Annotated in this window: 21 protein-coding genes and 1 riboswitch; of the genes, 13 read left to right on the plus strand and 8 right to left on the minus strand. The window is 25.5% G+C overall.

The features are described from left to right. Positions 1 to 22: 22 nt before the first annotated feature. The 4 genes from A966_RS03905 to A966_RS03920 all read right to left on the minus strand — a co-directional run bounded on the left by A966_RS03905 (position 23) and on the right by A966_RS03920 (position 5,063). Positions 23 to 1,888, minus strand: a complete 1,866-nt coding sequence (locus tag A966_RS03905) for an ankyrin repeat domain-containing protein (RefSeq protein WP_008722761.1) — start codon at positions 1,886 to 1,888, stop codon at positions 23 to 25. 284 nt (positions 1,889 to 2,172) lie between these two features. Next, on the minus strand, positions 2,173 to 2,727 hold the full coding sequence (locus tag A966_RS03910) for a DUF2271 domain-containing protein (protein ID WP_008722763.1): 555 nt from the start codon (positions 2,725 to 2,727) through the stop codon (positions 2,173 to 2,175). Between the two features lie 75 nt (positions 2,728 to 2,802). Further along, complete coding sequence (locus A966_RS03915; RefSeq protein ID WP_008722765.1) at positions 2,803 to 3,312, minus strand: nitroreductase family protein; 510 nt, start codon at positions 3,310 to 3,312, stop codon at positions 2,803 to 2,805. Positions 3,313 to 3,959: 647 nt separating this feature from the next. Continuing rightward, positions 3,960 to 5,063: a hypothetical protein gene (locus A966_RS03920; protein ID WP_008722767.1), complete on the minus strand. Its 1,104-nt coding sequence runs from the start codon at positions 5,061 to 5,063 to the stop codon at positions 3,960 to 3,962. A gap of 307 nt (positions 5,064 to 5,370) precedes the next feature. Here A966_RS03920 and purH point away from each other — a divergent pair, with 307 nt between their 5' ends. Further along, on the plus strand, positions 5,371 to 6,900 hold the full coding sequence (purH, locus tag A966_RS03925; protein ID WP_008722769.1) for a bifunctional phosphoribosylaminoimidazolecarboxamide formyltransferase/IMP cyclohydrolase: 1,530 nt from the start codon (positions 5,371 to 5,373) through the stop codon (positions 6,898 to 6,900). 105 nt (positions 6,901 to 7,005) lie between these two features. Here the strand turns inward: purH and A966_RS03930 are convergent, their stop codons facing one another. The 4 genes from A966_RS03930 to A966_RS03945 all read right to left on the minus strand — a co-directional run bounded on the left by A966_RS03930 (position 7,006) and on the right by A966_RS03945 (position 11,088). Beyond that, a complete protein-coding gene (locus A966_RS03930; RefSeq protein ID WP_008722771.1) occupies positions 7,006 to 7,416 on the minus strand; it encodes a rhodanese-like domain-containing protein in 411 nt (136 codons plus the stop codon). A gap of 84 nt (positions 7,417 to 7,500) precedes the next feature. Further along, entirely contained in the window at positions 7,501 to 8,163 is a 663-nt protein-coding gene (locus A966_RS03935) for a TenA family protein (RefSeq protein WP_008722772.1), read from the minus strand. A gap of 74 nt (positions 8,164 to 8,237) precedes the next feature. Beyond that, on the minus strand, positions 8,238 to 9,848 hold the full coding sequence (locus A966_RS03940) for a peptide ABC transporter substrate-binding protein (RefSeq protein ID WP_008722773.1): 1,611 nt from the start codon (positions 9,846 to 9,848) through the stop codon (positions 8,238 to 8,240). 140 nt (positions 9,849 to 9,988) lie between these two features. After that, a riboswitch (TPP riboswitch) is annotated at positions 9,989 to 10,109 on the minus strand. Between the two features lie 52 nt (positions 10,110 to 10,161). After that, positions 10,162 to 11,088, minus strand: coding sequence for a hypothetical protein (locus A966_RS03945; RefSeq protein ID WP_008722774.1), 927 nt, complete (start codon positions 11,086 to 11,088; stop codon positions 10,162 to 10,164). A 308-nt stretch (positions 11,089 to 11,396) separates the two neighbouring features. Between A966_RS03945 and A966_RS13720 the strand changes: the two genes are divergently transcribed. The 12 genes from A966_RS13720 to A966_RS03995 all read left to right on the plus strand — a co-directional run bounded on the left by A966_RS13720 (position 11,397) and on the right by A966_RS03995 (position 22,933). Continuing rightward, positions 11,397 to 11,924 (plus strand): MBOAT family O-acyltransferase, encoded by a 528-nt coding sequence (locus A966_RS13720; RefSeq protein ID WP_232817737.1) that lies wholly within the window; start codon positions 11,397 to 11,399, stop codon positions 11,922 to 11,924. Positions 11,925 to 11,981: 57 nt separating this feature from the next. Next, positions 11,982 to 12,872 carry an MBOAT family O-acyltransferase gene (locus A966_RS13725; RefSeq protein WP_232817738.1) on the plus strand — a complete coding sequence of 297 codons (891 nt, stop codon included), beginning with the start codon at positions 11,982 to 11,984 and terminating at the stop codon, positions 12,870 to 12,872. Between the two features lie 15 nt (positions 12,873 to 12,887). Next, the gene (locus A966_RS03955) at positions 12,888 to 14,297 is read left to right on the plus strand and encodes a hypothetical protein (RefSeq protein ID WP_008722776.1); all 1,410 of its coding nucleotides are present in this window, start codon (positions 12,888 to 12,890) and stop codon (positions 14,295 to 14,297) included. A 119-nt stretch (positions 14,298 to 14,416) separates the two neighbouring features. Next, entirely contained in the window at positions 14,417 to 15,892 is a 1,476-nt protein-coding gene (locus A966_RS03960) for an MBOAT family O-acyltransferase (protein ID WP_008722778.1), read from the plus strand. Between the two features lie 416 nt (positions 15,893 to 16,308). Beyond that, on the plus strand, positions 16,309 to 17,739 hold the full coding sequence (locus A966_RS03965) for an SGNH/GDSL hydrolase family protein (protein ID WP_008722780.1): 1,431 nt from the start codon (positions 16,309 to 16,311) through the stop codon (positions 17,737 to 17,739). 163 nt (positions 17,740 to 17,902) lie between these two features. Then, entirely contained in the window at positions 17,903 to 18,478 is a 576-nt protein-coding gene (locus tag A966_RS03970; protein WP_258022207.1) for a hypothetical protein, read from the plus strand. 118 nt (positions 18,479 to 18,596) lie between these two features. Then, a complete protein-coding gene (locus tag A966_RS03975) occupies positions 18,597 to 19,232 on the plus strand; it encodes a hypothetical protein (protein WP_008722783.1) in 636 nt (211 codons plus the stop codon). Between the two features lie 455 nt (positions 19,233 to 19,687). Further along, a complete protein-coding gene (locus A966_RS03980; RefSeq protein WP_008722786.1) occupies positions 19,688 to 20,257 on the plus strand; it encodes a hypothetical protein in 570 nt (189 codons plus the stop codon). A gap of 101 nt (positions 20,258 to 20,358) precedes the next feature. After that, positions 20,359 to 20,937, plus strand: coding sequence for a hypothetical protein (locus A966_RS03985; RefSeq protein WP_008722788.1), 579 nt, complete (start codon positions 20,359 to 20,361; stop codon positions 20,935 to 20,937). Positions 20,938 to 21,068: 131 nt separating this feature from the next. Next, positions 21,069 to 21,647 (plus strand): hypothetical protein, encoded by a 579-nt coding sequence (locus A966_RS03990; RefSeq protein ID WP_008722789.1) that lies wholly within the window; start codon positions 21,069 to 21,071, stop codon positions 21,645 to 21,647. 285 nt (positions 21,648 to 21,932) lie between these two features. Further along, a complete protein-coding gene (locus tag A966_RS13730) occupies positions 21,933 to 22,073 on the plus strand; it encodes a hypothetical protein (protein WP_232817739.1) in 141 nt (46 codons plus the stop codon). Positions 22,074 to 22,081: 8 nt separating this feature from the next. Continuing rightward, on the plus strand, positions 22,082 to 22,933 hold the full coding sequence (locus tag A966_RS03995; protein ID WP_008722792.1) for a leucine-rich repeat domain-containing protein: 852 nt from the start codon (positions 22,082 to 22,084) through the stop codon (positions 22,931 to 22,933). Positions 22,934 to 23,418 lie beyond the last annotated feature (485 nt).

Consider the following 23,418-nt stretch of genomic DNA (forward strand, 5'->3'; position numbering starts at 1 on the left):
TAATATTTTTATTTATAAAAATTTAATCAAATAAATAGGACAAATAATGCTCTTTATTAACATGTTCTTTTATATCATCTAAAGGAATAAATATTTTTTTATGCCCTTTATCTTTCATCAATATAATGCCAGCTTCTGTTATAAGAAAAATTAAATTATCTATATTATTAGAAAAATTACTATTATATCTTTTTAATATCTCATCAGCATTATTAACAAAATCTTTAAAATAAGGACTTATTAATTTTTCATTATATAAATCAATTATGAGAGATATATTATTTACTGTAAGATTATTATTAGCTTCTATTTTAGCAAATCTTTTATATAAACATATTGTTTTATCATCTAAATACACTATATTATCAGCATTATAAAAATCTTTAAGTTTATCATAATATTTAGTTTTAATATCGTTTAATGACATACTCTCATGTTTCTTTAAAATCTGTTCAACATTTATCTCCAATTCATTTTTTTTATTAGAATACGATTTATTATCTCCGTTTATATATGCATTAATTTTATCTTTATTCTTTATATTGAAATGATATAGATTAAAGAAATAGGAAAGCATCCCTATAAAACGATTACCTTTTGAAGCCTTTTTAAACATTAATCTAGAATATTCTACATTAATATTAGTATTTCTATTTACTTCAAAAACTCCATTCATAATTTTAGAGTCAGCTATTTCCGCAATATACTCAATTTCATTTTTATCACTCTTTATAAAATCATAAAGAGAACAATCGAATTTTATTATAGCTTTTTCATTTGCTTCTATGTCAACATCATACCAGCTAAAATATTCCTTATCATTTTTTTTATTATCATACAAATCATAAACAGCAATATCATTCCCCGAAAAATTACTGTTTATATTATAATATCCTTTTAGCTTATTATTATTTATAAATATATTTCCAAAAAAACCCAGCATTGTAGATAATAGTCCGAAAGAATAATAAGTATAACAGTAAATATACATATTGTTTACCTTATCTTTAAAAGTTATAAACATTGTACTCTCTTCATAAATATTAGGAATATATCTTCTTTTATATACATAAATAAAAGAAGCAAATAAAGCAATCATAATAGCTATAAGAATTAAATATTTACCAAATACCAATTTAAAATAAAATAAAAAATTATCAGTTTTAGCACCGCTTAAAACTAATTCAGCCGCTATATCTTTATTGCCTTTATCAAGTGCTATTTCAAGCCCTTTGTCTAAATTCATTTTGAATTTATTTCCAAAGAATAAAAATTTCTTTTTTAATAGACTTTTTAATATAAACTCATTTTCATTATTAACAGCTAACAAAAACTCATCATTTACATCATCATTGTCTTTATAATGTTTCAAAATAATTTCAACAGCATCATGAAAATAATCGTCTACAGCACTGTAAAGAGGTTTTTTACCATTAATAGATTTTTTATAAATATCAGCATTATTTTCAATTAAGAACTCTATTATATCAGTTTCGCCCCTATATCCTGAATAAGTATAAAGCAAAGTATAGCCGTCATATACTCCGTTTATATCATATTTTTGTACAAACTTCTTAACATCTTCTAAATCACCATAACCTTCTGCAGTACGTTTATATTCATCTTCTAAACTATCTATTTCTATAACATTATATTTTTTATAAAGTTCCATTTTCTCTTTTAATGCTTTTTCTTCTTCCTTTTTTAGCAAGTTTTCCATATATTCTTTAGGGTCTTTTCCCATTTCTTTTAATTCATCTTCATTTACAAACATTGCATCAAAAAGTTTTTTATAGAAATTAGTATCATATTCCTCTGAGTATAAAAAGAGAGATGATATTATTAATAAAATAAAAGAGATAATTATTCTGCTAATAGTTTTTTTCATTTTCATAAATCTCCAATTAATAATAGACTTTTTTCAAAATTCTTTGACAATATTATATATAAAAAATTTAGTAATTGTCAATTATAAAATAATGTTTTATATATTGGTATAGCTTATTATTTTTTATCATATAAATACACAGTCTTTCACATGCCTAATGCAAAATAAGCGGGTGTTAACGAAGTCTGCTTTGTATACCTAGTATCCGTAATTATAAATAGTTTTGAAATTAACCTAATATATACTATAGTAACATATATGTCAATAAAATGATAAATTAGTATTTAAGGAATAAAACTTACATTCACATTTTTTATTATATCCATATTTTCAGCTTCAGGCTTTGAATATTTTGATGATGCTCTTTGTGAATTAGCTTGATTTCCTATATTAATCACAGAAGTATAAAGCACATTATTATCCTGATATATAGTAGCTTCAACAACTATTCTATAAGCACCATCTTTTACAATATTTCCTTGATTATCTTTGCAATCCCAAACTATATTGACTTTTCCCTGTTTAGGTGTGGATTTAGATACTGCATCAACTATTTTTTTATCCATGCTTGATGCATTAGCTTTTTTCTGCCAATTATTCAATGATAAAGGTCTTTTTTTCCAGCCTTCTCTTCTGCCTGTAAAATCTGTAATGTATATTGTAGCTATATAGTTTCCATTATTATCTTCAGCCCAAACAGCTATTTGATTACTTGCAAATCCTGGTCTTTTTGTATAATCAAAACTTATATTAACTTTTTTAGTATTGTTCTGAGCATAATTTTCATTGATGTATGATACTGCAAAAATCATAAATAATATAATAAAAAGTTTTTTCATAAATAATCTCCTAATAATTAATTTTGTTTTTATTTTTTTATCATATTATATTAATTGTTTTTTAATTATTAATAATCAATACTTTTCATAATGTATTTTATTTGGTTCAAATCTATCAGGCATTTGAGGCTCTCCATCTGGATATCCTATAACAACAAGTCCTAAAGGCTTTATATGTTCAGGTAGATTAAAAAGTTTTATAATTTCATTCATTCTCTCTTCACGAGGGGCAATGCCTATCCATACACTTCCTAAATCTTTAGCCTTTGCGGCAAGCATTAGATTTTCTAAAGCTGCAGAACAGTTTTGCTGCCAATAAAGTTTTCCAGATTCATCAGATAAATCCCCGCATACAACTATAGCTAAAGTAGCTGTATCAAGCATTTTAGCATAAGGGTGAAAGTTCATAATTTTATCTAGTGTTTCTCTATTTTTTACTACTATAAACTCCCAATTTCTTCTATTGTTAGCAGAAGGAGCATACATTGCCGCTTTAAGCATATATTCTATTTTTTCATCTTCAACTTGTTTGCCTTTAATATATTTTCTTATGCTTCTTCTTGTAAATAAGATATCTTCTTTCATATAAACATTGCTCCTTAAAATTATTTTTTATTATTACTTATAATAAAATTTGCTCAGTAAAATACTATATAATGCTATCATATTGCAGATATTTTTATATTTAGTTATTTAATATTCTAAAGCTATTATATAATAAATATTGAAAAATTAAAATTAAAAATTGTTAGAATGCTAAAAATTATATTTGAGGTATAAAAAATTATAGCTGCTTCATTATGAATAAATATTTATATGATTTTGATAATTATGGCTAATTCAACACGCGTTAAACTTGCCATAAAAAATAAATCTAGTAAATAATCAAAATTCACACTATAAATTAAAATTTATTTACCGCGTGCTGTTAATACTAAAAATTAAAAAAATGCTTATGTGTGCTTCTTATTAATGAAGCAATATGCATTAATAAAATATTTTATATTATTTTTCACTATTACAAATCATTTTTATTTATAATATTCATGGTATTATAAAAAGAATAAATTTTTTCTATAGTGCTATTAAATAAGTATATTTAGTAATTAAGCTAAACTATAATTTAATAATATTAATGATAAGCATTAGTCAATGTAGTTTTGATATATTATAATAACAGCGATAAACTGAATATATTCTAGTTCATCGCTGTCAATGATCGAAATTATGAATTACTGTTTTACCGGTACTAAATATGTAAAATCAAACTGCAAACTTTGATCGTATCTTATTCCTATTTCATTTTTTTCGTTTAAGAATAAGCCATTAACTAGAGCAAGTCCTAATACTATACCATTATCAAATACGAAATCTTTTTTCAAATTAAGTCCGAAATAGAAAGGTACTCTATAGAAAGGATCACCTTCGACACTTATAAATTTATGCCTTTTATCTATATACCACCCAGAAACGAATATTATAGGCTCTATTTCAAACCAAGTCATAACAGGTATTGTTCCTCTTAAGAAAAGTCCATGTCCGAATACTCCAGGTTCATTGTCTCTGTCAGGAATATTGTAAGAAGCCATATAAAGTATAGATAAATAATAACTGTTAATACCAATAGCTCCAACATAATTTTCTGTAATAGCAGGCGAACCTTCTACAAACGGATATTCATGCCCTCCATTATGCCAATAGTGTACTGCCACATATGGTGTTGCTATATCATGAGCAAAATCCATAGCATATATTAATCCTACATCGAATCTTTCTCTATGTTTGGCATTATGTTGTATTTGCCAATTCATATATACTTCTCCTCTTCCTCCTTTAAACCATTCAAAAGAAGCTCCGTATTCATAATAACCATGAGTGAAAGGTTCATTATATTTATATTCTTCAGGTCCCTTTGCTATTAATGTATTATCTGGAGTAGATCTCACAACAGGTGTCATATCCATTAGAGGATCTCTTATAGGTGAGGGTAAATTATGTCCTCCTGTCATTGTGCCTATTCTAAGAGAAATATATTCATTAGATAATTGTGTTGTAACTACAGGAAAAACTCTTATACCCTGAGGAAATTCAAATGTAAATGGAAAAAATATTGAAGCCCCAACTCTTAAGCTAATAAAATCATTAAATTTTATATCAAATGCTCCTTCTGTGAAGTTTTCAAAGTATGTTAATGTTGTTCTAGTATCCTGCCACAATGTGTTTTCAGCATTATAGGCATAAGAACTTGTAAATAATCTGAAATCTACTGTAACATCGGCATATGCATTACTTATGAGAATAACAGAGACAAAAGAAAAATATAAGAAATGTTTCATAAACTAACCCTTACTTTTAATGGAATATTATATTAAGATTAATAATATATATAGGAATTTATTATATCATAGTTAACATAAAATTACAATTATGATAACTATATATAAATGCTTACGCAGAAAAAAAATTGGGGCGGGCGGGTTGGATTCAGTATTGGTGCTTGCGATTAAAAGTTATTTATTATAAAATTAATAGACTTTCAATGAATAACCTTTACAATAACACATTTTGTATTATAATGTATTATTGTTTTTATTTTTCAAAATAATAAAAATTATTAAAAAACTATTATTAGGAGTTGCTGTAATGATTAAAAGAGCATTGATATCCGTATTTTATAAAGACGGAATATTGGAGTTCGCTAAGTTTTTAGCTTCAAAAAATGTGGAAATAGTTTCTACAGGAGGAACTTATAAATATTTAAAAGAGAATGGCATAAATGTTATAGAGGTTGCTGAAGTTACAGGTGCTAAAGAAATGCTTGACGGCAGAGTTAAAACTTTAGACCCTAAAATACATGGAGCAATACTTGCTATAAGAGATAATCCAACTCATATGGAAACTATTAAAGAGAGAGGAATTACTCCTATTGATATGGTGATAGTTAATCTTTATCCTTTCTTTGAAAAGGTACAAGATGACAATTTGAAGTTTGAAGAAAAAATAGAGTTTATAGATATAGGCGGACCTACAATGCTTCGTTCTGCTGCTAAATCTTTCAAAGATGTTGTTGTTATAAGTGATGTTAAAGATTATGATTTAGTTAAAAATGAGATGGAAAAAGGAGAAGTGAGTTTTGAAACTAAAAAATATTTAGCTTCTAAAGTATTTAATTTAACTTCTGCTTATGATGCGGCAGTGTCAGAGTTTATGTTTAATTCATTAGAAAATAAGGAAGATAAAAAACTTAATTATTTGAATATGTCTTATGCATTAGAGGAGAAATTAAGATACGGAGAGAATCCTCATCAGGGAGCAAGCTACTATGTATCAACTACAGATAAAGGTTCTATGAAAGATTTTGAACAGTTAAACGGAAAAGAGCTTTCATTTAATAATATCAGAGATATGGATATAGCTTTAAAAATAGTATTAGAGTTTGATGAAGCTAAAAATGAATATGCTTGTTCAGCAATAAAACACTCTACTCCTTGCGGTGCTGCTTTGGGTTCTAATGTACTTGAGGCTTATACTAGAACTTATAATTGTGATCCTACTTCTATATTCGGAGGTATTGTTGCTTTTAATAGTACAGTAGATGATGAAACAGCAAAAGAACTTGTTAAAATATTTTTAGAAATTGTTATTGCTAAAGACTTTACTAAAGAGGCTTTGGAAGTATTAAAAAGTAAAAAGAATTTAAGAGTTATAAAATATAAAACTAATACAAGCGATAAAATTAATCTTGTTAAAGTTGACGGAGGATTACTTGTACAGGATGAGGACAGTGTTTTAGTTGAAGATTATAAAGTTGTAACTGATAAAAAACCTACTGAAGAAGAGATGAAAAATTTAATATTTGGTATGAAGGTTGTAAAATATGCTAAATCAAATGCTATAGTTGTAATAAAAGACTTTATGGCTAAAGGTATAGGAAGCGGACAAACTAATAGAATATGGGCTTGCGAAGATGCTTTGGAACGTGCCGTAGACGGAGTTGTAATGGCGTCTGATGCGTTTTTCCCATTCAGAGATGTTGTAGATGCTTGTGCTAAATATAATATCAAAGCTATAATTCAGCCAGGCGGATCTATGAGAGATCAGGAATCAATAGATGCTTGTAATGAACATGGTATTGCTATGGTATTTACAGGAATAAGACATTTTAAACACTAATATCTTAATATTTATAATATTCAAAAGCGAAGTTAATTTTCATTAGCTTCGCTTTTTTATATATTAAAATTTTTAATAAAGGGAAGATTTTTTACAAATTAAAATTCATTTTAAATATGATGAAAGCTGAAAATATCCAGCCCCTCTAAGATTATTAATATTAGTAAAACCTAATTTATACATACGCATAGAAGCCATTCCAGAACGGCTGCCGCTTGCACAGTACACTATATATTCTTTGTTTTTATCGAGTTTTGACATTTTTTCATTAAATTTGCTGTCATCTAATGGTATGTTTACACTGTTTTTTATATATCCGCTTTGCTGTACTTCTGCGTAGCTTCTTACATCTATTAAGCCTATATTTTTATTATTTTTGTATAATGATGCTGCTTCATTTATATTGATATTTTTAAACTTACCCTTGCTCATTATATTAAATATAATTTTTCTCACAAAGCTTAATACTATAAATGTTATTATTAATCCTATTATTAGAGTTAAAGTATTATTCATTATATACCCCCTGTATGTATAATAGTATTATAACATACGGGGAAGTAAATTTCAATTAGTTAGCTTAATTTATTTAAATAAATTTCACACATTATAGAAATCATCTAAATTATAAGCATCATTCCAAAATCTGTACTCCCAAACAAATGCTATGTCAAAAGCAATTATCATTTTTTCTTTAACATAATCAGAAGCATTATTATATAAATCATCAATAATTTTAATCATATTTTCTGTTGATTTTGAAAACTCTTCATCAGCATAAGCATCAATCCAAGTTTTGTATGGATTATTTTCTATTTTTGCATTTTCTTTTATGTATTTTCCTATTTCATTATATATCCAAAAGCATGGGAGTATAGAAGCAGCAGAAGCCTCAAAAGCCTCAGTATGAGCTGTGTTTATTAAAAAACTTGTATAACCTAAATTGGCAGTTGTAATTTTATTTGTATTTTTTAATTGAAAAGTGTCTCTGAAATATTTATGTACAATTTCTTCTTCTACTATATATGCATTCATAGATGATTTTAAAAAAGCAATAGCATAATCTGCATTATTATTTATTTTTGAAGATATTGTGGCTAATACTTTAGAATAGTATTTTAGATACAAGCTGTCTTGTTCTATATAGTAGGCAAATTTTTCTTTATCTAAAGTACCTTCCATAAGCTCTTTATTAAAGGGCATATCAATTATTTTTTTATATAGCTCTTCATTTTTTTTCCAAACCATTTCTGAAAATTTCATTTTATTCTCCTTTTGTGATAAATTATTAATTATTAAATTTTTTATTTAAATAATATTATTCTTATCTTATTATGCTATTCTTCTATATATGCATAATTAAATTTGTATCTGCCCAAAGGCTCATCAATATAATTTTTTAATTTAGGATTAACTACCAAAAAATCAGTCCTATATATAAAAGGTATAATAGGTACTTCTTCAAAAAGTATAGATTCTGCTTCTTTTAATGCCTCCATTCTCTCTTTAGCATTTGTTGCTGTAATGGCAAAATCTATTAAAGAATCGTATCTTTCATTTGAAAAGCCTCCGTAATTGATATCACTGTCGCTTGTCATAATTTGAAGCATAGTAAGAGGATCATTATAATCGCCTGTCCAGCTTGTTCTAGCCATTTGATAATTTCCAGATTCTCTAAAAGGCAGAGTTATTTTTGATTCTTCTGTTCTTACAGCTGCTTCTATATTAAGTGCTTCTTTCCACATTTGCTGAACTGCTTCCATAACTGTAGTATAAAAACCTGATGATACTTTTAATTCCAATATAGGAAAGTTTTCTCCGTTTGGGTATCCTGCCTCAGCTAATAATTTTCTTGCCTCTTCAACATTTTTATTATAATTATTTGCTATTATATAATTACTGCTTTCTTCTCTGAATGATTTTTCAAGTCCTTTTACTGCTGGAGGTACGAATGCCTCTGCTGCTATTAATTTTCCATATCCTATATTTGATACTATATAGTTTCTGTCTATTGCTAGTGATAATGCTTTTCTAACTCTTTTATCAGATAGTGTTTTATCTTTAGTATTTAAGTCTATATAATAAGTGCCTATGATATCGCTTACTGCCATTAGATTTTCTTTTATAAGTTTTTCTATCTCTCCAATAGGAGGGGCATTTATAGAAAAGTCAACATCTCCTGTTCTTACAGCATTAAGTGAAATATATTCATCGGCTATCAAAACAAAGTTAATTTTTTTAGCAATTTGATTTGTATAATTCCAATAATTAGTATTAATTTCAAAAACTATTTTCTCATCAGGTTTTCTTTCTGTCATTTTATAAGCACCGTTACCTATATAGGTATCAGGTTTCCAAGTCCAATCATCACCGTATTTTTCTATTATATCTTTTCTTACAGGCATATACACTCCGCCTGAAGCAAGTAAATCCATAAAATATATTGTAGGCTCTTCAAGTTCTATCACTAATGTATTTTCATTTATTGCCCTAACTCCTAGATTTTCTACGCTTTGTTTTCCTCTTATTATATCTTTTGCATTTTTTATATATTCTATTAAATAGCTCAATGGTGAAGCTGTTTTTGGGGTTGCTGCTCTTCTATAGGAATAAACAAAATCATCAGCTGTTACTTTTTTTCCGTCGCTCCATTTAGCATTATCTCTTAAATGAAATGTATATGTTAGTTTGTCATCGCTTATATCCCATTTTTCGGCAGTGCCTCCTATTATATTACCGTTTATATCTTTATTAAGAAGTCCCTCAAATGCATGATTAATATAAATATATCCGTAAGTTTCATCATTTAAAGTTGGGTCTATGGTATTTAGTTCATAGCCCAAATTTACAGTGATTTCATCTCTTATGGAGTTTTTCGTTTGTTTTTTACAAGATATGAATGAAACAAATATTAATAATATAATAATAAATTTTTGTATTGAAGTCATAAAAAGCTCCTTGTATTAAAAAATAGAGATTTTTATAACACCGTTTGTTTTGTTTTATTGAAATTTTAGTCTTGCTTGATATTTTTTAATAAAACAAGACCAACTTTAGAAAAGGTCTCATTTTATTAATTTTAAGAAATTAAAAAAAAGAGATAATTCCCTACGCTGGCATTACCCAAACAGGTTATAAGGGTCGAAGTTTTTGAAAATGAAATTATGTAAACTTCCTCTCAGCCTTTTTAAGCTCCCCAAGTTATGTAAAAATGATACAGTATTTTTGTTTTTTTATCAATACTTATATAATAATAATTTGTTAAATTAATCTAAAATAATTATATAGTGAGAAATATATAAATATTTGTATTATAATTAATAAAGATGCTGATACTAAGATAAGTTTATTTTCTTTTACTATTGAAATACAATAAAATAAAAATATGGAAAATAAATATATTATAAGTGCGTATAAATATACAATATTTTTTATTTTTAGATAATATTTTATATTGTCAATTTTTTCTGTCTCTATAGCTTTATCAGTTATTAAAGTACCAAAAGGACTTCCCTTCTTATCTATTCTAATATCTTTGATAAAGTTGTTATCATTAATTGTTTTTTGAATATCTAAATATACATCATAAATATCACTATTTCTAAAAACTTTATCATAATAGTTTATTCTAAAACGGTAAGTATTATCAGCAATCAATGATATATTATCTAAATATCCTGTTCTAGGAATATTGCCTAGTACAATTATAGATAATAATAAGATTATAAATATAAATAATATTGATAATATAGGCACTGATGTTTTTTTATTTATTATGAGAAAGTTAATTAGCATAGGTATATTTATTACATTTTTTATTTCTTTAAAAAAATACAAAAAGATAACAATTAAAATATATATTATAAAAGCATAAAAATATATTATACTCTTTATTTTTAGAGTATATTTTATATTATAAATTTTTTCTATATCTATAGCTTTATCTGTTATTAAATCACCGTATGGACTTCCATATTTACCCATTTTAATATCTTTTATAAAATCATAATCATTAATAGTTTTTTCTATGTCTAAATATACACCATAAATATCGCTATTTCTAAAAACTTTATCATAATAGCTTATTCTAAAACTATAAGTATTATCTTCAATTAATGATATATTGTTTAAATATCCTATTCTATTAATATTTCCTATTATTATTAAAGCTAATAGTAATATTATCATAAAAATCAGAGGTAATATAAAAATAAAAATTTTTTTTTATTTTTCATAAATAAGTCCTTGAAAGTATTAAATCATAATGTACATAATAAATAAAAAAAATCAAGTGTTTTTAATTGATTATATATATTTTTATATTTTTCATGTTATTAATTATTGATTTTTATTTGTTATGCTATATAATACTTTTTTATGATAAGTATTTGTTTATTTAAACCAAACCAAACCAAACCAAACCAAACCAAACCAAACCAAACCAAACCAAACCAAACCAAATAGAATACTTTTGCATTTTTTCTGGGAGTTAAATAATGTTATTTAATTCCACAGAGTTTATGATATTTTTTCCAATAACATTAATCTTATATTGGATATTCCCAAAAAAATATAGATATATATGTTTATTTATAGCAAGTTATACATTTTATATGTTTTGGAATCTTAAGTACGCATTGCTAATGGGTACTTCCACTGTAGTAACTTTTTTAAGCGGCATACTAATAGAAAAATTAAAATATAAAAGGACTGTTGTATCACTTAGTTTTACAATAAATCTTGCAATACTCGTATTTTTCAAATATTTTGATTTTCTGCTCCAGAATATTAATATAGTTTTATCAGCACTAAATATTCAATTAATAAATAAGCCTTTTGATATAATACTTCCAGTAGGAATATCTTTTTATACTTTTCAGGCATTAAGTTATACTATAGATGTTTACAGAGGCGAGATAAAGTCAGAAAAAAATATCATCAAATATGCTTTGTTTGTATCATTTTTTCCTCAATTGGTAGCTGGTCCAATAGAGCGTTCTAAAAATTTGCTTATTCAAATATAGAATTTAGAAAAAGTAAAAAGGTTCGACTATGATAGAATAACCGAAGGACTTACTTTAATGCTTTTTGGTTATTTTCAGAAAATGGTAATAGCAGACAGGGCGGCTATATTAGTAGACACAGTTTTTAATGGATACTATGAATATAACAGCATGGCTTTAATTTTGGCAGCTGTATTTTTTGCAGTACAAATATACTGCGACTTTGGAAGCTATTCACTCATAGCTATAGGTACAGCTAAAGTTATGGGTATTAATTTGATGGAGAATTTCAATACTCCATATTTTGCCAGAAGTGTAAAAGAGTTTTGGAGCAGATGGCATATATCATTATCCACTTGGTTTAGAGATTATCTTTATATTCCATTAGGCGGAAACAGATGCTCCAACATAAGAAAGAGTTTTAATATATTAGTAACTTTTCTTGTAAGCGGTTTATGCCATGGAGCTAATTTTACATTTATAGCTTGGGGTGCTATTCATGGAATATTTCATATAATAGAAGAACAACTAAAACCTATCAAAGAAAAATATTTAAATAGATTCAAAATAAAAACAAATGCTTTTAGTTTTGCCCTCATAGAAATAATAATTACTTTTATCATAGTAGATTTGGCTTGGATATTTTTCAGGTCAGAGACTATACATGATGCAATACATTGTATAAAAAGAATATTTACTAGAATAGATTTATGGACATTGTTTGACGGCACTTTATATAATTTAGGCTTAAACATATTTGAGATGAATATTTTAATAATAGCTTTATTTATACTTATATCTTTTGATTTAGTAAAGTATATAAGAAAAGAAAGTATATTTGAATTTCTAAATAAACAAAATCTATACTTCAGATGGTTTGTGATGTTATTTTTGATTTTTTACATAATTGTTTACGGCAAGTATGGAGCAGGTTTTGACCCTAAACAATTTATATATTTCCAATTCTAATAGTGTGGGTATTTTATGAAAATAAGAGTTATAAAGATAATTTCTTTTGTATTAATATTTTGTATTTTGCTTTATTCTGTAAGCAGAGTATTGAGATTAAAAAATGATGGAGGTTTAAGTCAAACTTATATGTTTTATGAGCAACCTAAAAATTCAATAGATGCATTATTTATAGGTAGCAGTCATGTTTATTGCGATATAGATCCAGCAATTTTATATAAAGAGTATGGCATATCATCGTATAACTTCTCTTCATCTGAGCAAACTTTATTACTTTCATATCTTCGTTTAAAAGAAATATTAAAAATACAAAAACCAAAATTAATTATATTAGAAGGATATATGCTGATATTTGATAATCTTTTTTTTAGTGATTATAGTTTTTTAATGGGTACATTAGGTATAAAATTTTCATTAGATAAAATTAATTTAATGAAATTACATATTCCAAAAACTAGATTGAATGAATTTTTTAATCCTTTTTATCATTATCATAATAGATATTCATCCTTATTAATGTCAGATTTTATTCAACCTGATTATATTAAATTTTATAAAGGATTATATATTCAATACGGAGTAAAAAAAGTTGTAAGAAATAATAGTTTTACAGAAGAAAGACTGCCATTGATGGGAATTGTTGAAGAATATTATAGAAAGTCAATATTATTATCAAAAGAAAACGATATTCCTATTATTGTTATTATATCACCATATTCATTTGGGGATGATGATAATAAAAAATTTAATATGGCTAAAGATATAGCAGAAGAATATAATGTTCCTTTCATTAATTTTAATTTGTACTATGATAATTATAATTTAAATTTTAATGAAGATTTTGTTGATCCAGGACATTTAAATTATAAAGGAGTTATGAAATTTAATAGATATTTAGGTAAATATTTAAAAGAGAATTATGATTTGCCAGATAGAAGAGGAGACCCTAAATACTATTCTTGGAATATGAATGCTAAATATCAGTATAAAGAGATTTATAATTTTGAATTAAAGCAGTATACAAATTTTAATGAATATATAGAAAAAGTAAAAAATGCTGATGATTATATTATAGGTATTACTATGCTTGGTAATTATCAAAAGAATGATGCTGTAGTTCAAAGTATAGCAACAAATTTTAATATTAATAATATATACTTACAAAATGCTTCTTATGTTATAGATAATAATAAACTTATGTATTCATCTTCTGGCTCTAATAATTATTTATTTTATAAAGAGATAGGAAACTATACTGATTTGGCTGTTCAAAATGGTCAAAAGCTCTCTATTAATAGAACAAATTATATAGAAGCAACTAATGGCATAAACATGGTTATATATGATAAGTTTACTGAACAAATAGTTGATAATATATATTTAGAGTATCAAAGTAATGCTATTAACCCTACAATTAATAGATAATATTGATTTTTTATATGAAAATGTAAAATTAAAATCGGTTTTTTATATAATTCATATTACAATAGAGAGTTTTATAAGTTATAATTGTATAATTTAGTATATTATTATGAGTTATATAAATGCTTTTTAATTCTACTGATTTTTTGATATTTTTTCCTATAATGCTTATTTTATATTGGATATTTCCAAAAAAATTAAGATATATATGTCTTTTTATAGCTAGTTATATATTTTATATGTTTTGGAATCCAAAGTATGCATTGTTAATGGGAACATCTACTGTAGTAACTTTTTTAAGCGGTATATTAATAGAAAAATTAAAATATAAAAGAATAGTTGTAGCTTTCAGTTTTATAATAAATATTGCAATACTAGTATTTTTTAAGTATTTTGACTTTTTACTATTAAATATAAATATGATTTTATCAGCATTTAATATAGAGTTGATAGAAAAACCTTTTGATATAATTTTACCTGTAGGGATATCTTTTTATACATTTCAGGCATTAAGCTACACTATAGATGTTTATAGAGGTGAAATAAAATCTGAAAAAAATATTATTAAGTATGCATTGTTTGTATCATTTTTCCCGCAGTTAGTGGCAGGTCCTATAGAGCGTTCAAAGCATTTGCTTGGACAGATTCAGAATATGGATAAAATAAAAAGATTCGATTATCAAAGAATAACTGAAGGACTTATTTTAATGCTTTTCGGTTATTTTCAGAAAATGGTAATAGCAGACAGAGCGGCAATACTAGTAGATACTGTTTTTAATAGATATTATATTTATAACTCATCAGAATTATTATTATCAGCATTACTTTTTGCGGTGCAGATATACTGTGATTTTGCTAGCTACTCACTTATAGCAATAGGAACTGCTAAAGTTATGGGAATAGATTTAATGGAGAATTTTAACACTCCGTATTTTTCCAGAAGCATAAAAGAGTTTTGGGGCAGATGGCATATATCATTATCTACTTGGTTTAGAGATTATCTTTATATACCTTTAGGCGGAAACAGATGCTCAAAATTAAGAAGAAGTTTTAATATATTATTGACATTTTTAGTAAGCGGACTTTGGCATGGAGCTAATTTTACTTTCATAGCTTGGGGTGCTATTCATGGAATATGCTATCTAATAGAAGATATTACTTCAAAGTTTAGAAATAATGTTTTAAATAAATTTGGTGTAAAGGTGAAAAGTTTCAGCTTTAAACTTCTTGAGGTGATTATCACATTTATAATAGTAGATTTAGCTTGGATATTTTTTAGGGCAGAAACTATACATGATGCTTTTTATTATATAGAGAGAATGTTTACTAAAATAGATTTATGGCGTTTATTTGACGGATCTTTATATAAATTGGGATTAGACAGTTTTGAAATGAATATACTTATAATATCTTTGATAGTGTTATTTTTGGCAGATATTATAAAATATATAAAGAAAGAAACTATTTATGAGTTTTTAAAAAATCAATGCTTGTATTTCAGATGGGCTGTAATATTTTTCTTGTTATTTTTTATAATCATATACGGCAAATACGGTGCAGGCTTTGATCCTAAGCAATTTATATATTTTCAGTTTTAGGAGGTATTGTATAATATAAGAGTTTTATTAATTATATTTTATACTAAAAAAATTTTAAGTTTATAAATTTTTTGTTCAACTTTTTCCCGCCGCACGCTTCGCGAGGCGGACTTCGTCAAAGTTGCTGCCAGAGGCACGCTTAGCGAAAGTGCAAGTATTAAAATTATTATCAAATCGTACTAATTATTTTTATATGTATGATAAACTATTAAATTTAGTATAAAATATAAGAGTTAGAGATTACTGAATGTGCATACTTTTTTATGGCAATTCATAGGACTTAATACAGTTGTAAAATACTTTAGTTTTGTGAATCACGCAGAGCGTGGCACGACTGTGAATCCATGCAGATATTTGACAAATTAGATTTATGTATATATTGGGATTAAATATAAAAATAATAGGCTGTTTATAATATGATAAAAAACACATTAAAAATTATTTGCTTTATAGCTATATTTATTATATTACTCTGGACTTCCAGCAGAGTATTAAGATTTAAAAATGAGAATGGTATATATCAGGGCGACAGTTTTTATGAACAGAAAACTAACACCATAGATTTACTTATTCTTGGCAGCAGTCATGTACACTATAATATTAATCCAGCTGCTTTGTATAATAAGTACGGAATTGCAGCTTATAACTTTACATCTGGAAGCCAGCCTATATGGAGCACTTATCATTATTTAGTTGAAGCATTAAAATATCAAAAGCCAAAATTAATTGCATTAGAGTCTTATATCATAGCAGCAAGCAGAACCAATGTTGTAGATTATCAGATAGTAGCAGCTACTTATGCATTAAGATGGTCTCAAAACAGAATAAACTCTTTAAAAATTACCGCTGCAGATAGATTTGATGAGTTTATTAACCCAATGTATAGATATCATAACAGATACAAAGATTTAAAAGATGAAGATTTTGTTCCTTATGCTAATAATTATAATCATTATAAATATTTTAAAGGTTATTCTTTTCATAATAAAACATTTCCTGTTAAAGAGCCTAATATAAAAAATATAAAAGATACTCTGCCTTTATTAGAACAGCAGGAAACTTATTATAGAAAAATACTAGAGCTTGCAAAAACTAATAATATACCTATAGTAGTGATAGCTTCTCCTTTTCCTATGACTGATGATGAGGCTAGACATTTTAATATGGTAGGTGATATTGCAAAAGAGTATGATGTTCCTTTTATGAATTTTAATCATTATTATGATGATTATGATTTAGATTTTTGGACTGATTATAATGATGCAGGACATTTAAATTATAAAGGCGTAGAAAAATATACTTCATTTTTAGGAAAATATTTAAAAGACAATTTTGATTTGCCAGACAGAAGAGGAGACAGTAATTATAATACTTGGGAGAAAAATGCTTTATACGAATACAATAGAGTTTATGACATGAATCTTAGAGACATAAACAATATACATAATTATATAACAAAAATAACTAATCTTAATAATTATACTATAGTAATAAACATGCTTGGAGAATACAGTACAAATGATAGCGTAGTAAAAGGTATTTATTCCAATTTTAATATTACTAATGAAATGTATACTAATAATATTTCTTATGTCATAGACAAAAATAAATTAGTATTTTCTTCAATGGGTAAAACTAATTATCTTTATCATAAAGAGCTTAATAAATACAATGATTTAGTAGTTGATAGCGGAAACAGAATAATGATAAGCAGGAGCAATTTAAGAAAAACTACTAATGGGGTTAATATAATAGTGTATGATAATATAACCTCTGAAGTAGTTGATTTCTTTGGTTTGGATTATACTAATAATAAATTGATTGAGACAATAGAAAGAGATTATTAATTAAATCCATCTTAATATTTAGTAAATTAATTTCTACAAATAAAACATATTTATATTATCGGTTGTATATATAGCTTTAATGCCAACTATATATAGTTTACATAACATATTTACTCCTTATAATATTAAATAATTAATCAAGAATAAATTTAAGGAGTTTTTTATGATGGAAGGAAGTTTTGAAATAAATGTAAAACAAAAAAATGAAATACCTGATGAATTAGTAGGTATTTTTGAAAGAGGAATTAAGGGATTCTATGGAGCAGGCAGAGAATTAATGCTTTATTTAGGAGAACAATTAGTTAATGGAAAAAATTATGCATATATAACAAGATGTACACCTGCTACTCTTCATCCTGTACCTTATTATGAACTAATTATAATATATGTTGATAGAGAAGGAAGAGCTTCTATTGGAAGAAGGGAAACTATAATTGAAAGTTCTCAAATTGGTACTGTAGGAGGAATAATTTGTTCTAGTTCATATGAAGCCTCTATACAAGAAAATGAATCTGCTGAGTCTAAACATTTACTTGATTTATTTGAGAAAGCTGTTTCTAACGTTTCAGATTTTTATTATAAAGCTGATCTTTATTTGGGTCATAAAGTAGTTCAAGGCTGTAAATATTATTATCTTGCAGAGGCTAAAGATAAAAAAGGAGAAAATAGTATTAAATTACTAGAAATATATTCTTTTATGGACAAAATTAAAGTTTCAGGAACAAAAGATATATTATAATTATTATTTAAAAAATATTGAACTTATGTTATTTAACTTTATTAAATAGCATAAGTTTTTTTATTATAAAATAAAAGTCTTTATAATTTTATATTAAAATAAATTTAAGGAGTTTTTTATGATGGCAGGAAGTTTTGAAATAGATGTTCTTCAAAAAAATGCAGTAAGTGAAGAAATACAATCCATATTTAATGAAGCTACAAATATGCAAGGTGTACGCAGAGAATTAATGCTTTATTTAGGAAGACAGTTGGTTCATGGGTATAATTATGCTTATATTTCAAGAAGCGAAATTGTTGTACCTGATTCTGTAGCATATTATGAATTAATAATAGTAAATGTTACTTATGATAATGAAAGTAGAAAAATCAATGATTTAAAAGCAACTACTATAATTAAAAACGCGGAGAAAGGCATGTTTGGAGGAATAACATGCTCTAAATCTGATGAAGCTATTATAAGAATAATTGATTCAGTATATGCTAATGAATTAATAAGCTTATTTAATATTGCTGTAGGTAATACTAAAAATATAAAAGAAGGAACAGAAGAAGAAATGGAATTGGTTAAAAAAGTTAAAGAATATGATTATGAAGTTGAACTATACTTAGGAGATAAACCTGTTACAGGTATTGATTATTATTATATAGCAAAAGTTCAAAATATAGAAACTAAAGTAAAAGGTATTCAATTAGTAACAGTTAATAATCCTCCAAGCGGAACTAAAGTTGTAGAAATAAAAGATATATTATAATTATAATACTACAAAAATAATGAACTTATACTGTATTAATTAAATAATGCAGTATAAGTTTTTTTATAATCTAAAACTCAGCATCTAGTTCATTATATTAAACTTGTTTAAAAATTAATTTCATTTATTAATTGTACATCATGTCCGCCTAACTCTTTTTTGACATGGCAGGTTTCAGCAGGCTAAGGATAGTATACTTATTATTAAAAGTTTATGAAAAATTGTTTTTATAATTGATAAATTACTAAATTTTTATATAAACTTGTCAAGTAGTTTTTAAACAAATCTGTTAAATCCAGCCTAATATTTAGTAAATCAATTTCTACATATAAAACATATTTATGTTATCGGTTGCATATTTCCTTTTAATACCAACTATATATAGTTTACATAACATATATACTCTTTATAATCTTATAATAATTAATCAAGAATAAATTTAAGGAGTTTTTATAATGCTAGGAAGTTTTCAAATAAATGTAATACAAAAAAATAAGATATCTAAGGAATTAAAAGATATTTTTGATGAAGGAACTAATTTATTAGGAGTTCATAGGGAATTAATGCTTTATTTAGGAGAACAAGTAGTTAATGGTATAAATCATGCATTTGTAGCTAGAAGCGAAGTTATTATTCCTAATCCTAGACCCTATTATGAATTAGTAATAATAAATGTTGATGGAGAAGGAAGAACTTGTCTTTTAGAAACAGAAACTATCTTAAAAGCCTCAGAGTTTCCAATCGGAGGGGTAACATGCTCTAAAGAAGATGAAGCTGCTATAAGAATAATTGATTCTGCAGAGGCTCGTAATTTAATTGAATTATTTGACAAAGGTATGCATAATGTTTTAGGTCTTGACTATGAAGCTGAGCTTTATTTGGGACAAAAAATAGTTAGGGGAGGAAATTATTATTACCTTGCCGAGGCTAAAAGTGTAGAAAATAAAACAAAAAGCATTAAATTAGTAGTAATTAATCTTTTTATGGATAAAGTTCAGGTTGTAGAAATAAAAGATATATTATAATTGTACTATTAAATAGTAATTAATAAATATAAGTTTTTGATGACAATAAATCATACATATTTTACTGATATATAAAGAATAAATTTTTAAGGAGTTTTTTTATGATACATACATACGGCGGTTTTGAAATCGATGTAAAACAAAAAAATGAAATATCTAAAGAGCTTGAATATATTTTTAGAAATGGAACTCATCTATTAGGAGTTCGCAGAGAATTAATGCTTTATTTAGGAAAACAAGTAGTTCATGGTATAAATTATGCATTTGTAGCTAGAAGCGAAGTTATTATTCCTAATCCTAGACCTTATTATGAATTAATAATAATAAATGTTAATGAAGAAGGAAAAACTTGTATTGTAAGAAGAGAAACTATATTAAAAGCTTCAGCGTCTACAATTGGAGGCATAATATGTTCTAAAGAAGATGAAGCTCCTATAAGAATAATTAATTCTACAGAAGCTAATAATCTTCTTAAATTATTTGATAAAGGTATGCATAAGGTTTTAGGTATTGACTATGAGGCTGAACTTTATTTGGGACACCAAACAGTTAAAGGAATGAATTATTATTATCTTGCTGAGGCTAAAAGTTTAGAACCTGAAACAAAAAGTATTAAATTAGTAGTGATTAATCTTTTTATGGATAAAGTTAAAGTTGTACAAATAAAAGATGTATTATAATTATTGCAGTAAACTTATTATATTAAAAAAATTAATATAATAACAAATAAGACATATTTTAATAGTTCTATATTTTAGTTTACATAATATAGAAATTGTTTATAAAGAATAAATTTTTAAGGAGTTTTTTTATGATACCTATATACGGCGGTTTTGAAATCAATGTAAAACAAAAAAATAATATATCTGAGGAGATTAAAGATATTTTTGAGAAAGGAACTCATTTATTAGGAGTTCGCAGAGAATTAATGCTTTATTTAGGAAAACAAGTAGTTCATGGCATGAATTATGCATTTATATCTAGAAGCGTACCTGCTACTCTTAATCCTTTACCTTATTATGAATTAATAATAATAAATATTAATGAAACAGGAAAAACTTGTATTGTAAGAAGAGAAACTATATTAAAAGCTTCAGAATCTGCAATCGGAGGTATAATCTGTTCCAAAGAAGATGAAGCTCCTATAAGAATAATTAATTCTACAGAAGCTAATAATCTGCTTAAATTATTTGACAAAGGTATGCATAAGGTTTTAGGTCTTGACTATGAGGCTGAACTTTATTTGGGTCATCAAATACATCATGGCTGTAATTATTATTATATTGCTGAAGCTGAAAGTTTAGAACATAAAACAAAAAGTATTAAATTAGCAGTTATAAATCTCTTTATAGATGAAGCTAAAGTCGTAGAAATAAAAGATATATTATAATTACCATACTAACAAATATAATGTAACTTATACTGTTTAAGCAAATTAAACAGTATAAGTTTTTTTTATTATTTTGTAATTGATAGTTCTCTTTCAAATAAAAGATAAAGTTTATTCAAAAAAATATATACAATAAGGTTTTATGTAGTTTTTTATAATACAAAAAATAAATTATATAAAATTATCTATAATATCATAATTTATATTTTTTTATTTTTTTAAAACAAAGTATTTTTTTTATAATTTTTGTTATTATATAAGTAGCTTTAATTTATAGGATAAATAATGATTAAAAATATTTTATTGATATTGACATTAGTACTTGTATCTTGTTCATCAGAAATTGTATCACCTAATAATGATAATGCAGATACGACTATGCCTTCATTACCCGCAGAAGAAGAATTAATAGCAAATACAGCATAGATATAGGTTTGGACGATGCTGTAATAAGGCAAAAGATAGAAGAAAATCTAAAAGCCTATTATGAAGAGATGGGTTCATATAGATTAATATTTACAGGTGTTCCTAAAGATTATACTCAAAGCACAGCAGAATCGCTTTCTATTTTAACATTAAAATCAGCTATGAAAGTTAATAATGCTAAAAATATAGATATTGATATACGAAATATTGATTTTCAGGATAATACCATAAAAACAGGTATGTTTTCTGGTGAAACTATTGATGATACTATAAATCTTAATTTTATATTTCCAGAAGATAAGATAAAAATAATAGCAAGTATGTCTTTTGATAATTTATATAACATAAGAAAAATAATATTACCAGATTCTGTAACTTCAATAGAAAATGATGCATTTAATAATTGCCAAAATATAGATAAATTAACATTAGGTAATGGACTTAAAACTATAGGAGATATGTCTTTTTTATATAATAATTCATTGAAAGAAGTAGTGATACCAGATTCTGTAACATCAATAGGAATGGGAGCATTCAGCGGAGCACCGATAGAAACATTAAAGTTATCTTCTTCATTGGAATCAATAGGAGATGCTGCCTTTGACACTATTTATATCACAGAACTCACAATACCAGCTTCAGTAAAGTCTATAGGGATGCAGGTATTTGCATTTTCTCAGAAATTAACTACATTTATTTATTTAGGAAAAACTCCTAGTGATATAACCACTATAGGTCAAAATATATTTTATGGATGCGATAAACTTAAGACATTGATAATACCTAATGCATTAGATGAAACAGATCCGGCTTGGAAAACTTTCTTAGGCGGAGCTTTTACTTATATAAGAAAACAGTAATATAATAAATAATATACTTGTTTCAGAACTAAATTTGTTAATACTTGTAGTTTTTTAATTTAATATTTTTTTCATTACAGTTGGGGATTTGCCTCACATCCCACTTTCTTTTGCCGTCCTCTAGAAGTACGAATATGTGCTTCGCAGCAAATCCACAATTATTAAAACTATAAATATTATTTTTAAATTTATTATATAATAATATAACTATATGTATGTACAAAATTACAACAGGCCTATTATTTCTAATTAATAGAACTAAAAATCGTTAATTTTATTTATTGTAATATATTAGACTTGTTTCAAAACTAAATTTATAAATTTTTAATTTAATATTTTTAAATTTAGTTGGGGATTTGCTGCGAAGCACACATTCGTTCCAAACCCCAGTTCTTTTATTGGTATAAAAGAACCAAAAGAACTGCATTTTTTAGCTCAAACATACAATTTACACAACAAGTAAAATATTTAATTAAACTATAATT

Origin of the sequence: Brachyspira hampsonii 30446, from assembly GCF_000316195.1 — a bacterium.
GTDB classification, from domain to species: Bacteria; Spirochaetota; Brachyspiria; order Brachyspirales; family Brachyspiraceae; genus Brachyspira; species Brachyspira hampsonii_C.

What these genes read in the sequence shown, in the direction of transcription:
- A966_RS03905 (WP_008722761.1), bottom strand. Translation starts at nt 1,888, where the DNA reads ATGAAAAAAACTATTAGCAGAATAATTATCTCTTTTATTTTATTAATA.
- A966_RS03910 (WP_008722763.1), bottom strand. Translation starts at nt 2,727, where the DNA reads ATGAAAAAACTTTTTATTATATTATTTATGATTTTTGCAGTATCATAC.
- A966_RS03915 (WP_008722765.1), bottom strand. Translation starts at nt 3,312, where the DNA reads ATGAAAGAAGATATCTTATTTACAAGAAGAAGCATAAGAAAATATATT.
- A966_RS03920 (WP_008722767.1), bottom strand. Translation starts at nt 5,063, where the DNA reads ATGAAACATTTCTTATATTTTTCTTTTGTCTCTGTTATTCTCATAAGT.
- purH (WP_008722769.1), top strand. Translation starts at nt 5,371, where the DNA reads ATGATTAAAAGAGCATTGATATCCGTATTTTATAAAGACGGAATATTG.
- A966_RS03930 (WP_008722771.1), bottom strand. Translation starts at nt 7,416, where the DNA reads ATGAATAATACTTTAACTCTAATAATAGGATTAATAATAACATTTATA.
- A966_RS03935 (WP_008722772.1), bottom strand. Translation starts at nt 8,163, where the DNA reads ATGAAATTTTCAGAAATGGTTTGGAAAAAAAATGAAGAGCTATATAAA.
- A966_RS03940 (WP_008722773.1), bottom strand. Translation starts at nt 9,848, where the DNA reads ATGACTTCAATACAAAAATTTATTATTATATTATTAATATTTGTTTCA.
- A966_RS03945 (WP_008722774.1), bottom strand. Translation starts at nt 11,088, where the DNA reads ATGATAATATTACTATTAGCTTTAATAATAATAGGAAATATTAATAGA.
- A966_RS13720 (WP_232817737.1), top strand. Translation starts at nt 11,397, where the DNA reads ATGTTATTTAATTCCACAGAGTTTATGATATTTTTTCCAATAACATTA.
- A966_RS13725 (WP_232817738.1), top strand. Translation starts at nt 11,982, where the DNA reads ATGCTTTTTGGTTATTTTCAGAAAATGGTAATAGCAGACAGGGCGGCT.
- A966_RS03955 (WP_008722776.1), top strand. Translation starts at nt 12,888, where the DNA reads ATGAAAATAAGAGTTATAAAGATAATTTCTTTTGTATTAATATTTTGT.
- A966_RS03960 (WP_008722778.1), top strand. Translation starts at nt 14,417, where the DNA reads ATGCTTTTTAATTCTACTGATTTTTTGATATTTTTTCCTATAATGCTT.
- A966_RS03965 (WP_008722780.1), top strand. Translation starts at nt 16,309, where the DNA reads ATGATAAAAAACACATTAAAAATTATTTGCTTTATAGCTATATTTATT.
- A966_RS03970 (WP_258022207.1), top strand. Translation starts at nt 17,903, where the DNA reads ATGATGGAAGGAAGTTTTGAAATAAATGTAAAACAAAAAAATGAAATA.
- A966_RS03975 (WP_008722783.1), top strand. Translation starts at nt 18,597, where the DNA reads ATGATGGCAGGAAGTTTTGAAATAGATGTTCTTCAAAAAAATGCAGTA.
- A966_RS03980 (WP_008722786.1), top strand. Translation starts at nt 19,688, where the DNA reads ATGCTAGGAAGTTTTCAAATAAATGTAATACAAAAAAATAAGATATCT.
- A966_RS03985 (WP_008722788.1), top strand. Translation starts at nt 20,359, where the DNA reads ATGATACATACATACGGCGGTTTTGAAATCGATGTAAAACAAAAAAAT.
- A966_RS03990 (WP_008722789.1), top strand. Translation starts at nt 21,069, where the DNA reads ATGATACCTATATACGGCGGTTTTGAAATCAATGTAAAACAAAAAAAT.
- A966_RS13730 (WP_232817739.1), top strand. Translation starts at nt 21,933, where the DNA reads ATGATTAAAAATATTTTATTGATATTGACATTAGTACTTGTATCTTGT.